The sequence below is a fragment of the Streptococcus sp. NSSLK0004 genome, assembly GCF_059039125.1.
Window position 1 is genome coordinate 555,708 of record NZ_CM180142.1, and the last position, 13,038, is coordinate 568,745.

Below are 13,038 nucleotides of genomic sequence, written 5' to 3' on the forward strand. Positions count from 1 at the left end.
TTTTATTGCACTGAAAAGATATAATGATTTTGTAACCAAGTGGGATTTCATTCGTTATATTAGTGAAAGGAGGAGATGATCATCCGATTAGATGACTATGAAAAAGAAGTGATCAGGATAGCTGAGGAAATTTCCTACTATTTGCAAAAATCGGGAGCCAGCTCGGCCGATAGTCAGGATATTGCTCAAGATGTTCTGGTCAAATTGCTTGGATCTGATATTGTCCTCCCTTTTGAAAAACTAAGAGCCTGGCTTTATCGATCTGCAGTCAGGGCTTATATTGATAAATACAGGCAAGACAAGCGCTACTATGAAATTTTACAAAAGGAATTTTTTACACCAGAAAATCTTTTGGTTTATGATCAAGAGGGTTATGAAGAACTCTATCATGCAGTTGCTACCTTGCCAGAAAAATACCAGCAGGTGATTGACCTCTACTATTTCCAAAATATGAGTGTTAAGGAGATTGCGCATATTTTAGGACATAGTCAGAGTTGGGTTAAAATTCATCTTTTTAGGGGGAGAAAACAAATGGCTAGATTATTAAAGGAGAAAGGGTACGAAGATGAAAACTTTTGAAATGGCAACAAAGAAAAATAAAAGAAAGCAATTGTGGAAAAACAGTCATTATCACTAGTTGTTTAGTATTCGTTTTGCTGATAAGTGGCATTTTTGCTTTACGGATTTTTTCTGATTATCGGAGTAAGCAAGCTAAGGAATTATTTGATGCAACTTTCCAAGTGGCCTATCCCAATGTAGAACCAAACAAGACCTTCGTGAATCAGACAGGCATTGTCTCAGGCTACATTGATTATTCATTATTGAAAAATATTGCTGGTGTTCCAATTGCATTTGGACACTTGGAGGTAGAGTACGGTATTTATGGAACATTTGCAAATTTTGGGCAATATTTCCCGCTGACATCCGGCGACTATCAGTATCATCAAGATAGTAACACCAAACTTCCAGTTTTTTATAATATCGAAAGTCTTGAGAATAATGTAGGAAATGAATTAACATTTGTTAAAGATATGGAGGGGCAGTTGGTTGAGGTAGCCATTACATTTGATAGGAAATATACTTTCAAGGAAATAGAAGATATGATACCGAGCAACCTCAAAAAAATTGGTATTGGATAGGGACAAATAGCAGTCAAACAATGGCAAAAGACCTGCCTCTAGTTAGCCTATTTGGAATGGATTCGGAAGATTTAGTCGCAGTAACGCAGGAGGAGTATGTAAATACTCAATTTCCATATACAAGTCCAATTGAGGCCAGGAAAACGTTGCTGGAATATAATGGGGACTATAGCCTATCTCCTTCGGCAAGGAGAACTTTAGAGGTCTATGTAGATAAATTCGGAGAAACTGATTTTACCAAGCAAGGAGAGATCAATAAACTTGAATTTTCTGGGATTATCCTTACTGGTAGAGCAGAAGATTTCGCACCATTGGAAGGGAGACAGTGGGTATATGCTTCGAGTATTGGAGCCTCTACTTCCATGCAACCCTATTATCAACTAGACTATTGAGAAATTATGTATAGAAAGCAAGGGAAGCTTTCAAGTGTTAGCTCAAGTATGGAATGCTCACGTTATAAAAGGCATAGAATCAGCATCCGTAAGGAAATTGTACGGATGCCTTTTTCATATCGTAGAATAGTTTCTTAATGTATTTTTATCATTGAACAAAGAAAACGTTTGCATGTATGCTGGAAGAGTGATAAAATGGGTAGGCGAGGAGGTAGCAAACATGATAGAATTGACAGCTCTTTATCATCGTCCCGATTCAGAGTATGCATACTTATATAAGAGAAATGTAGTTCATCTTCGTTTTAGAACCAAAAGGAATAACGTAAAGTCAATACGTGTACACCACGGAGACCCGTTTATTTTTTACAAACAAGGATATCAATATCAAACAGATATGGAAATTTTAGCTAGTGACCATCTATTTGATTATTGGCAAGTGGAACTTGGAGCTGATTTTTCGCGGTTGCAGTATCTGTTTGAGTTGATTGGGTATGATGAACAACAGATTCTATTTGGAGATGTTGGTCCACTGGATGCTACAAGTAGTAACATAAATCAATTTATGAACGGATTTAAATTGCCCTATTTGCATGAGGCTGATCGGTGCCAAGTACCAAGTTGGGTTTCAGAAACAATTTGGTACCAGATTTTTCCGGAACGGTTCGCTAGAGGAAAGAAAAAGACTGATAAACAGGAGTATAGAGATTGGAATCCAGACTTGGCTCCAACTACAAGTGATTTTTTTGGTGGAGATTTAGCAGGAATTACTGAGCATTTGGACTATTTACAAGACTTGGGCATCACAGGTTTGTATCTTTGTCCTATTTTTAAAGCGCCGAGCAATCATAAGTACGATACGAGTGACTACTATCAAATTGATCCTCAATTTGGTACTACAGACGACTTGAAGGAGTTGATTAAAGAAGCTCATAAGCGTGGCATGAAGGTCATGTTAGATGCTGTGTTTAATCATATTGGTTATCAATCTAAGCAGTGGCAGGATGTTCTTAAAAATGGAGAGCAATCAGTTTATCGAGATTGGTTTCACATTGAACGGTTTCCATTGGTTGAAGTTCATGATGGTAAAGAAAATCTGTATTATGAGACATTTGCCTTTCAAGGAAAAATGCCCAAATTAAATACGTCAAACCCTGAGGTGAGGAAATATCTTTTAGGTGTTGCCCGTTACTGGATTGAAGAGTGTGGTATTGATGCTTGGCGCCTGGACGTTGCCAATGAGATTGATCATCAATTTTGGAAAGAATTCCGAAAAACAGTTCTATCTATCAAACCGGATTTGTTTATTCTTGGGGAAATCTGGCATAGCGCTCAATCATGGCTCATTGGAGATGAGCATCATTCGGTCATGAATTATCCGCTTGCTAATGCAATAAATTCGTTTTTCCTCAAAGAAGAGCTGACTTGTGAGGACTTTATTGCTTCACTGAACAGTCAGCGGTTTACCTACCGTCAACAAATCAGAGAAGTGCTCTTTAATCTTCTTGATTCACATGATACAGAACGAATATTGACTACAGCAAATGGAAATAAAGATGCAGTTAAGGCAGCCTTAGTTGCTCTCTTCTTCCAAGTTGGGAGTCCGTGTATTTATTACGGAACAGAAGTCGGAATGATTGGTGGAGAGGATCCAGATTGCCGTAGGGTTATGCCATGGAAAAAAGAACAACAGGATAGAGAGCTGTTGACATTTGTAAAAGAATTGATTCAAATTCGGAAGAAATATCAAAAATTGATCCAGGAAGGAAAATTTGGTCTTGAAGCGACAGATGATCAGATACTGAAAATGAACTACAGGCTTGGAAATCAGTCAATAACACTCTATTTCAATCAGGGAAATAAAGCTATAAGTCTTGTGAGTCCTGAAAGTATCATTCTGGCTAATGGTTTAGTTGAAACAGGACAGGAAACTGTATTGCAATCGAAGGGGGTTGCCCTTGTAGAAGGGGTATAAATTAAAAAACAATAGAAAATGCTTGCAATTCTGCTACAATTTGATAGAATAGTAAGGTAAAGTTAGACTGTATTGCCTACTGTCTATCTATAAAATATATTTTATTGGAGGCTTTTACCAAAATGGCAAAAGAAAAATACGATCGTAGTAAACCACACGTTAACATTGGTACAATTGGACACGTTGACCACGGTAAAACTACTTTGACAGCAGCTATCACAACTGTATTGGCACGTCGCTTGCCTTCATCAGTTAACCAACCTAAAGACTATGCGTCTATCGATGCTGCTCCAGAAGAGCGCGAGCGCGGTATCACTATCAATACTGCACACGTTGAGTACGAAACTGAAAAACGTCACTATGCTCACATCGACGCTCCAGGACACGCGGACTACGTTAAAAACATGATCACTGGTGCTGCCCAAATGGACGGTGCGATCCTTGTAGTAGCTTCAACTGACGGTCCAATGCCACAAACTCGTGAGCACATCCTTCTTTCACGTCAGGTTGGTGTTAAACACCTTATCGTCTTCATGAACAAAGTTGATTTGGTTGACGATGAAGAATTGCTTGAGTTGGTTGAAATGGAAATCCGTGACCTTCTTTCAGAATACGATTTCCCAGGTGATGATCTTCCAGTTATCCAAGGTTCAGCTCTTAAAGCTCTTGAAGGTGACTCTAAGTTCGAAGATATCGTTATGGAATTGATGAACACTGTTGATGAGTACATTCCAGAACCAGAACGCGACACTGACAAGCCATTGCTTCTTCCAGTCGAGGACGTATTCTCAATCACTGGTCGTGGTACTGTAGCTTCAGGACGTATCGACCGTGGTACTGTTCGTGTTAACGACGAAATCGAAATCGTTGGTCTTCAAGAAGAAAAATCTAAAGCAGTTGTTACTGGTGTTGAAATGTTCCGTAAACAACTTGACGAAGGTCTTGCCGGCGATAACGTTGGTGTGCTTCTTCGTGGTGTTCAACGTGACGAAATCGAACGTGGTCAAGTTATCTCTAAACCAGGTTCTATCAACCCACACACTAAATTCAAAGGTGAAGTTTACATCCTTACTAAAGAAGAAGGTGGACGTCACACTCCATTCTTCGACAACTACCGTCCACAGTTCTACTTCCGTACAACTGACGTAACTGGTTCAATCAAATTGCCAGAAGGTACTGAAATGGTAATGCCTGGTGATAACGTTACTATCGACGTTGAATTGATCCACCCAATCGCCGTTGAACAAGGTACTACTTTCTCTATCCGTGAAGGTGGACGTACTGTTGGTTCAGGTATGGTTACAGAAATCGAAGCTTAATTCGACAACGTTCCCAGAAATAACAATTATAGTCAGACAACTTAATTGTAACTCTCTGTCCTTGGGCAGAGAGTTTTTTTGCTTAAAAGCTTTTATCTTATTTGATATTATGCTATAATGGACTTTGTAAAATAAAATAGAAGAGGTATGTGAAATGTCACGTAAACCAATTATTGCTGGTAACTGGAAAATGAATAAAAATCCTCAAGAAGCACAGGCTTTTGTTGAGGCGATTGCAGGGAAATTGCCTGCGGGAGACAAAATCGAAGCAGCAATCGCAGCTCCAGCTGTAGATTTGAACGCTTTGTTGTGGTTCGCGAAGGATTCTGAATTGAAAGTAGCTGCTCAAAACTGCTACTTTGAAGATGCTGGTGCCTTCACTGGTGAAACTTCTCCAAAAGTATTGGCTGAAATGGGCGTTAACTACGTTGTCATTGGTCACTCAGAGCGTCGTGATTACTTCCACGAAACTGATGAAGATATCAACAAAAAAGCTCATGCAATCTTCCGTAACGGTTTGACTCCAATTATCTGTTGTGGTGAGTCACTTGAAACTTACGAAGCTGGTAAAGCCGTTGAATTCGTAGGTGCTCAAGTATCTGCAGCTTTGAAAGACTTAACTGCTGAGCAAGTAGCATCACTTGTGATTGCATATGAGCCAATCTGGGCTATCGGTACTGGTAAATCAGCTACTAAAGACGATGCGCAAAACATGTGTAAAGCTGTTCGTGACGTAGTTGCTGCAGACTTTGGTCAAGAAGTTGCTGACAAAGTTCGTGTTCAATACGGTGGTTCTGTAAACCCATCAAACGTTGCTGAATACATGGCATGTCCAGACGTTGACGGTGCTCTTGTTGGTGGTGCATCACTTGAAGCAGAAAGCTTCTTGGCGCTTTTAAACTTCTAAATAACTTCAGGTTATGAAGGAAGAACTTCTAGCTAGATAGTTAGAAGTTTTTTTTATAAGGAGGAAAAATGAAATTTAAATCCATTTTGCTAGTTTTCATGGTCACAATGGTTAGTTTGGTAGGTTTTACAGTTGCTTCGGATACAGTTTCTTTACAATCAAATCCCGTTCAACTGACAACTACCACAGGACAGACAGCGGAAGTTGAGTTGATTGAAGAAGATGGCGAAACGAAGCTAGTGTTACAGTCTACAGTCGATGTGAGCTCAGCAACTGTTAGTATGTGGAGTCGGGCAGACAAGACGGACCTTCAGGAGATTGCATTTTCAACTGATTCAACTGGACGTTTAGTAGCTCTACTTAGTAGAGAAGACTATGCGGATGATATATCGAACTTTTGGTTTCAAGTTACAATAACTAGTGTTAAAGGTGTCGTACATAACTTTGAAGAGACAGAATTAAATTGGGTAGTAGATGCTAGCGAAAGTTTATCAAGTTCGACGAGCATCACAGACGATTCATCAAGTTTGACTACGAGTACTTCTAGTGTGATAGCTAGCAGTACGAGTCAAACAAGCTCTATCCAGTCGGTTGGTGAAACTGTGACAGAGGCCAGTACAAGCGCTATTTTATATCGATTATACAATGCTGATTTAAAGGTTCATTTATATACAAAAGATAGCAATGAGTACCAAGCTTTGGGACGTTCTGGTTGGAAGCAGGAGGGACAAGCATGGCAAATCTCTACTAATCAGGGTACAATTGTATACCGTCTCTACCACTCTAGTTTGAAAGTTCATCTGTTTACAACCGATGCAAATGAGTATGCTGTATTGGCTAGTCGTGGTTGGAAACAAGAAGGACAAGCCTTTCGTTCTTATGGAAGTCTCCCAGTTTATCGTCTATATAACAATTCCCTTCAACGTCATCTCTATACAACCGATGCTAATGAATATGCAGTTTTAGCACAGAGAGGGTGGGAACAAGAAGGAATTGCCTTTTACGGACTGGGAACAGCGGCTACGACGAAAGCATCTGGGACGCTAACAATATCGAATATTGATAAGCAAGCGGGAACCTTTGATGTGATTGTGTCAAATGTCGTTGGAACCAGTACTATCCAATCTGTGCAAGTACCAGTTTGGACAGATAGCAATGGTCAAGATGACATCAAGTGGTATACTGCTACCAAGCAATCTGATGGGACCTACAAGGTAACGGTTGATAAAGCCAATCACAAAAATGGAGTCGGAACTTATCAAGTTCATCTTTATTATCAGTACAGTAGTGGTTCATCTGGGATTACCTCAACAAAAGTTAATCTACCGCAGACAGTCTTGGCAGGGACTATTTCGATTCAAAACCAAAATCAAGCCAAAGGGACCTTTGATGTTGTTGTTACAGGCGTTGCCAGTCCAAATGGTGTTGCAAGTGTGCAGGTACCTGTTTGGTCTGAAACGGGAGGTCAGGATGATATCATATGGTATACAGCAACCAAACAGTCCAATGGAACTTATAAGGTCACGGTTGAATCGCGGAACCATAAATATAGTACGGGGACTTACCAAGTCCACCTGTACATAAAAGATGGAAGTGGTCAAACAGTCGGCATTACCTCTACAACAACCTCAGTGACCATTACGCAGGTGAAACCAGAGGCTACTATTGCAATTAAAAACATTAATAATATTTATGGATTTTTTGAAGTAGTCGTGTCTGATATTTTCGCTCCAGCGGGAGTAGATAAAGTTATGATTCCAGTATGGTCCTCTGTCAATGGTCAAAATGATATTGCCTGGTATACAGCGACCAAGCAGTCAAATGGCACCTATACTGCATCAGTTCGTGTTGCAAATCACCAATATGAAACTGGGATCTACAATGCACACCTCTACATTACTTCTGGAGGTAAGCAATATGGTGTAGGTTCGACAACAGCATCGGTGACGTATCAATCTAAAACTATCCGTACCTTTATTGATGTAAGTAGTCATAATGGTAGTCTATCTGTTACAGATTATCGAAATATGATGGCTCAAGGGGTTTCGGGTGTTGTTGTCAAATTAACTGAAGCAACAAGTTACCGCAACCCTTATGCAGCTGAGCAGATTCGCAATGCTCAAGCAGCGGGTTTGAAAGTATCTGTTTACCACTATTCTCATTTCACAGATGAGGCAGGTGCACAGGCAGAAGCACGCTATTTTGTAGCCATGTCTAAGGAGTTGGGTCTTCCAACAAACACAGTAATGGTAAATGATATTGAGGAATGGAAGACTCGGACCAATATCAATACAAATATGAAGGCTTGGGAAGCTGAAATGAAGCGATTGGGGTATAGCAATCTTGTTCACTATACGGGGGCTAGCTGGATTGATAAGAGTGGTTTAGGAACTGCTGGTCCGATTATTACTAGTCAATTCGGTTTGAGTAACTTCTGGATTGCTCAATATCCATATAGCTATAATCCGATATCGGTCGATCAAGCAAGCTCATTGAGCTTACACTCAGGCGCAGCAGCTTGGCAGTTTACTTCTGTTGCTCAACTCCTAGTGGGACGCTCTTATTTTGATTTAAACTTGGACTATACAGGTCGTTTTACAAATTAATCATATAAATAATAAAAAAGTTGGGATTTCCCAACTTTTTTAACGTCCAACTAGTTTTTTTATCAACTGAATGACTTTATATTTTAATGGATTTGGATAGTAGCGAAAGGTTCCCATGCGGCGTGCAATAAAACCACCGAAGTTTTGCTTGAAACGTAGGACACCATCTGAGCCATCAAAGTTTCCTGTAATTCCCAAAAGGTTGTAAAATGATATGCCACGCTTGATTGCTTGGTGCATAGCGTATTCTTGTAGAAGGACAGGTGCGTAAAAATTATTAAATTCTGTCAGAGAGCCACTAAAGAGATAAACTAGCTCGTGGTCTGTATAGATGAAGAGGCTGGCTGCAAGAGCAATGTCCTCCTGACCATACTGGTCAATCCAAGTCTGTGCTTCCTGTTTACGTTGTTCAAAACTATCGATTTGGCTGGAAATTTCTCGATGTTCGTTTTGTTTTTTACGAGATTTCGGATTGATTTTTAGATCCGCTTCGATGTGTGACAGAGTCTCTTTTAGTTTTGCCTGGTTTTCGCTCAACCGTTTAAGATAGGAAGGGAAATGGATACTAGCAATAGTAAACTCTGCTTTATCGCCAAAACTATCATAAAAGTCTTGGTAGTATTCTAGACTTTTGTCAAGATATTCTCTGCGCTCAGAGGTAGCAGAAGTGATTGCTTTGAATTGTGCCAATTCATCTCGTTGTAAGACACGGACGGTCATCCCCATAGAGTGAGTTTTCTTCATCAGTGTCTTCCCTTTCTTACTGAAGGAAGATACCAGGTTTTCGGGGTTCAGGCCATTCAAATCTTTGACATAGTGCCAGTCAGGTTCTCCACCAGGATAGCCTGTTTGTAACCCGTCAAAATGATAACCGTTTTGGGTCAGGTTATCAATGAGATGGGTTTGTTCCTTGCTTGTTGGTTGACCATTGCTATCAAACAGTTGGTAAATTTCATAAGGTTTGACAATCAATTCAAGGGCACCATGTTGTTTAGCGTAGTCCTTGAGCAGTCGATAGAAGTCGCTTAGGTAGGCTTCATCTTGGTAGACAGGTCCAGAGTTAATTTCCATATGAAGTCCACCGGTCATAGAAATGGTGTAGAGGATAGCCGACACGAGTACAGTCGACTCGTGTACAAGACCGATAAATCGGACAGTCATGCCTCGTTTGCTAAGAAGCTCTGCCATTTCCTCTGTTTGCATAAAAGATCGTTGAGATACTTGTTTGGCATGGGCTTGATAGTCTGTTAGAGTCAATTCGGTAAGGTGCATTAGTGACGATTCCTTAATTTTTTTCGCAGAGTGTAGGCAAGATTAGCTAGGCGATAGAGGACAGCGTTGACTGGAATAGTAAATTCACCAATGTATTCTTCAATCATTGGGGAAAAGTTTGATTTGAACTTGGTTAGACCATCGTCTAGACTGCCTTCTACTCCCCCCATATTTGCCCATATGATTCCATCCTGATATGCGTCTTCAAAGACTTGAGGATAGAGAGAATATTGAGGATAGAATTTTTTGAATTCATCATTCATTCCTGCATAAAGCATTTCCATGACATTGCCAAAGCGAATGGATAAAATTCCTGCTATGACAAGCTCGTCTGGATACTTGGTAACATATTCTTCAAACTCTGAGATGTACTTGCTGACAGAGTTTTTTTGTTGATTGAGCTTGGTCAAGCGCTTTTTCTGATGATCTTCTGTTTCAGCCAAATCTTTTTCGATTTGAGCTAATTGCTCTTTGTACTCACTCAATCGTTTAGGGAGGTTGACGGTTGCTAGGTGGAGATAGGCATCTTCTTCATAGACTGTCATCATTTTTTTGAAATAATCATGATTTCGAAGAGCTACCCCTTTACGGTTTTCAGTTAGAGCCACGACATCAGCAAAGGCAGGGACATCGGATATAGTACCTCGGTGTGTGGTTACTCCACGTGTCTGTGCATCCTTCATCAAACGTTTGGTATGTTTTGGAAAGTTTGTCAATAAGTCTTTATCAGTATAGACGTTAGCTTGAAAGCGTGGTTGAATACTGTCTGCCATATCTTGAGTTCGTCCACTCCATTCGGCACCGGCTTCTTGAAGGATGGCTAGTTTGGCAAGGGTATCAGAGTTTTCCTCGACTTCTTGTCCAATTTTGTATTGCTTAAGCAGTAAAGCGGGATCGAATTTGATAAACAGAGCTCGCTTTTTTTTCCCATAGCTTTTTAGACTCTGGATAACAAAGTTGACTAAATCAGAACGGTTATAATCCATAATTGGACCGCGGGGGATGTAGAGCATACTAAAGCCAGCTGGTAGAGGGCGAATCAGGATAGAAGCCACAGCGATTAAACTACCATCTTCGTAAAAGCCAATACGCTCATTTCCCCAAGAATCTTTTATATCTGCCCATTTACTGCTTTGAAGCAGGTTGACTTGGGGAGACTGTTTTGCAAAATTATCATGTTCTTGGGCGGAAATACCGATTTTATAAGAAAACATTTATTTTAATACCCACTCTCTAATAGCATAAGCGACACCACTTTCGTCATTAGACTTGGTGATGTATTTGGCAATTTTTTTCAGTTCAGGATTGCCATTTTCCATAACAACAGGATTAGCAACAACCTCCAACATTGGTCGATCATTTTCTTGATCTCCGATAGCCATGGTTTCTTCCATGCTCAATCCCAATTTTTTAGTTAAGGCAATAATAGCTTGGCCCTTGCTGACCGTTTTGGGAGTGATTTCAAGGTAGAATGGTGCAGATTTGGCGATATTGTATTTGTCAAAGAAAGAAGTTGGGATATGAGGGAGGGCCTGATCAATTTTTTCAGGTTCATCTACCATCATAGCTTTGATCATTTCTTTGTCAACCATTTCTTCAGGTGTGTGGTAATAAACAGGAGAGTCTACTAAACTAGCCTCATACATGGTGTATTTACCGATGTGCCGATTGGCAGTATACATGCCATCTTTTGTAGAGACGTGGAGGTGAAGACCTAGCTGACGACTGAGAAATTCAATGTCCATGTAATCTTGGTAGGACAAGCTTTCTTTGAATACCTCATGACCAGTCGCAGTTTCTTGTACCAAACCACCGTTAAAGGTAATGACGTAATCTCCCTCCTCAAGTAGATGTAATTCCTTGAGAATTTTTTGAACTCCTGTCAGCAGACGACCGGTTGTGATGACAATTTTGACGCCAGCAGCTTTTGCTTCTTGTACAGCCTGATGTACATCAGGCGTAATCTGGTGTTGGCTATTTAATAGGGTACCGTCAATATCAATGGCAACTAATTTAATACTCATCTGTTTCTCCGTAAATAAAGTGATCATTTTGAATGTAGCTGATAAATTCTAGGTTTTGGGGTGTGAAAATCCCAATTTCAGCTAGCATTTCTTTAGGAAAGTAGAACCGGCTATCTCCATGAACAGTTCCAGATAAGGAAGCAACGATTGGAGATAGCTGAGAGAGCTCAACCAAACTTCCATCTTTTCGTATGATTTCAATCTGGGTCCGCTTCTTTTCTGCATCGGGACGGTAGATATCATAAGGAAGATCAAAGTTGTGATGAATAGCCGTATAGTATTCTGGATCGAAACCGACTTCAGCTACTAAGCTACGCAAACAATCTAATTTTTTTTCGTCCTCTGGTCTGAAGGTAATAGATTTGAACACCTTTCGGTTGATATAACGCTTAGCTAAATCAGACAGAGTTCGGTCGGGGCCATCAATCCAGGATTGGAAGTAGGTATTCATGACGCCGTCATCTAAGGCCAGATAATCTTCAAGGATAAAATTATGCTCGAAAAATGGTAGAAGTTTTGGTGAGGTTGAGATAAAGAATTCACGTTCGACAGGGAAAAGCATCTTCGCACGATTTAGAAGATTTTGCAAGAGAACTTCCATAGAACGACTGGCTGGATGGAAGTAAACTTGCATATACATTTGATAGCGACTTAGAACGTAGTCTTCTACGGCATGCATGCCAGATTCTTGAAAGGCAATTCCATTTTTAGTTGGACGAATGACTCGTAAGATACGGGTTAGGTCAAATTGACCATAGTTAGTACCCGTGAAGTAAGAATCACGGAGTAAGTAATCCATGCGATCTACATCAATCTGACTGGAAATTAGCTGGACAACCTGTTTGTTGGGATAAGTGTGATTAATGACAGAAGCGACTTTTTCTGGAAAATCTGGTGATACTTGACGAAGCAGATGGTTAATTTCTGTTTCTGGGGATGTGATAATGAGACAAGTCATCTCCTCGTGATCGGTATCAAAAAGTCGCTCAAAGGTATGTGAATAAGCTCCATGTCCTAAGTCATGTAGGAGCGCAGCAACCATGGTTAATAGAGATTCATTTTTATCCCACAATTTAGGATAATTAACTTCAAATTTTTTGGTTATCTGTCGTGCAATCTCATACACCCCAAGACAATGCGAAAAGCGGCTATGCTCGCCACCGTGGAAAGTATAAGAAGTAGTTCCCAACTGCTTGATGCGGCGTAGTCGCTGAAATTCTTTGGTATTGATTAGATTATAAATCAGTTCATGCTCCACATGAACATAGTTATGAACCGGATCACGAAATACTTTTTCAATCATGTTCTTATTATAGCAGAAAGTGAGAAAAAATGCAGAGACGGGACTGGTCTTCGCTGATAGTTGAAGCGTGCTAATCCAGAAGACATTTAGCAGATTTGAATTTA

11 protein-coding genes are annotated in these 13,038 nt (G+C 40.1%); 7 read left to right on the forward strand and 4 right to left on the reverse strand.

From position 1 onward, the window contains the following. Window positions 1-75: 75 nt before the first annotated feature. The 7 genes from AC4CS8_RS03010 (at window position 76) to AC4CS8_RS03040 (ending at window position 8,335) form a co-directional block, all read left to right on the forward strand. Entirely contained in the window at window positions 76-579 is a 504-nt protein-coding gene (locus tag AC4CS8_RS03010; RefSeq protein WP_493893481.1) for an RNA polymerase sigma factor, read from the forward strand. A 74-nt stretch (window positions 580-653) separates the two neighbouring features. Continuing rightward, on the forward strand, window positions 654-1,139 hold the full coding sequence (locus tag AC4CS8_RS03015) for an anti sigma factor C-terminal domain-containing protein (protein WP_493893482.1): 486 nt from the start codon (window positions 654-656) through the stop codon (window positions 1,137-1,139). A gap of 20 nt (window positions 1,140-1,159) precedes the next feature. Further along, window positions 1,160-1,531: a hypothetical protein gene (locus AC4CS8_RS03020; protein WP_493893483.1), complete on the forward strand. Its 372-nt coding sequence runs from the start codon at window positions 1,160-1,162 to the stop codon at window positions 1,529-1,531. A gap of 223 nt (window positions 1,532-1,754) precedes the next feature. Next, complete coding sequence (locus AC4CS8_RS03025) at window positions 1,755-3,503, forward strand: glycoside hydrolase family 13 protein (protein ID WP_493893864.1); 1,749 nt, start codon at window positions 1,755-1,757, stop codon at window positions 3,501-3,503. A 122-nt stretch (window positions 3,504-3,625) separates the two neighbouring features. Further along, on the forward strand, window positions 3,626-4,822 hold the full coding sequence (gene tuf / locus AC4CS8_RS03030) for an elongation factor Tu (protein ID WP_332439764.1): 1,197 nt from the start codon (window positions 3,626-3,628) through the stop codon (window positions 4,820-4,822). Between the two features lie 154 nt (window positions 4,823-4,976). After that, a complete protein-coding gene (tpiA, locus tag AC4CS8_RS03035) occupies window positions 4,977-5,729 on the forward strand; it encodes a triose-phosphate isomerase (RefSeq protein ID WP_004298713.1) in 753 nt (250 codons plus the stop codon). A gap of 68 nt (window positions 5,730-5,797) precedes the next feature. Continuing rightward, on the forward strand, window positions 5,798-8,335 hold the full coding sequence (locus AC4CS8_RS03040) for a GBS Bsp-like repeat-containing protein (RefSeq protein ID WP_493893484.1): 2,538 nt from the start codon (window positions 5,798-5,800) through the stop codon (window positions 8,333-8,335). A gap of 39 nt (window positions 8,336-8,374) precedes the next feature. Here AC4CS8_RS03040 and AC4CS8_RS03045 read toward each other — a convergent pair whose 3' ends face one another. From AC4CS8_RS03045 to AC4CS8_RS03060, 4 genes are read right to left on the reverse strand one after another with little or no spacing between them, the layout of a single operon-like run. After that, a complete protein-coding gene (locus tag AC4CS8_RS03045) occupies window positions 8,375-9,607 on the reverse strand; it encodes an aminoacyltransferase (protein ID WP_493893485.1) in 1,233 nt (410 codons plus the stop codon). Further along, on the reverse strand, window positions 9,607-10,821 hold the full coding sequence (locus AC4CS8_RS03050; RefSeq protein WP_493893486.1) for an aminoacyltransferase: 1,215 nt from the start codon (window positions 10,819-10,821) through the stop codon (window positions 9,607-9,609). The genes AC4CS8_RS03045 and AC4CS8_RS03050 overlap by 1 nt, the downstream gene beginning before the upstream one ends. Continuing rightward, complete coding sequence (gene yidA / locus AC4CS8_RS03055; protein WP_493893487.1) at window positions 10,822-11,631, reverse strand: sugar-phosphatase; 810 nt, start codon at window positions 11,629-11,631, stop codon at window positions 10,822-10,824. Next, entirely contained in the window at window positions 11,621-12,934 is a 1,314-nt protein-coding gene (locus tag AC4CS8_RS03060) for an HD domain-containing protein (RefSeq protein ID WP_493893488.1), read from the reverse strand. The genes yidA and AC4CS8_RS03060 overlap by 11 nt, the downstream gene beginning before the upstream one ends. Between the last annotated feature and the right edge of the window lie 104 nt (window positions 12,935-13,038).

Bases quoted from the DNA above. Each gene is read 5' to 3' on its own strand.
- AC4CS8_RS03010 (WP_493893481.1), top strand. From the start codon at position 76: ATGATCATCCGATTAGATGACTATGAAAAAGAAGTGATCAGGATAGCT.
- AC4CS8_RS03020 (WP_493893483.1), top strand. From the start codon at position 1,160: ATGGCAAAAGACCTGCCTCTAGTTAGCCTATTTGGAATGGATTCGGAA.
- tuf (WP_332439764.1), top strand. From the start codon at position 3,626: ATGGCAAAAGAAAAATACGATCGTAGTAAACCACACGTTAACATTGGT.
- tpiA (WP_004298713.1), top strand. From the start codon at position 4,977: ATGTCACGTAAACCAATTATTGCTGGTAACTGGAAAATGAATAAAAAT.
- AC4CS8_RS03040 (WP_493893484.1), top strand. From the start codon at position 5,798: ATGAAATTTAAATCCATTTTGCTAGTTTTCATGGTCACAATGGTTAGT.
- AC4CS8_RS03045 (WP_493893485.1), bottom strand. From the start codon at position 9,607: ATGCACCTTACCGAATTGACTCTAACAGACTATCAAGCCCATGCCAAA.
- AC4CS8_RS03050 (WP_493893486.1), bottom strand. From the start codon at position 10,821: ATGTTTTCTTATAAAATCGGTATTTCCGCCCAAGAACATGATAATTTT.
- yidA (WP_493893487.1), bottom strand. From the start codon at position 11,631: ATGAGTATTAAATTAGTTGCCATTGATATTGACGGTACCCTATTAAAT.
- AC4CS8_RS03060 (WP_493893488.1), bottom strand. From the start codon at position 12,934: ATGATTGAAAAAGTATTTCGTGATCCGGTTCATAACTATGTTCATGTG.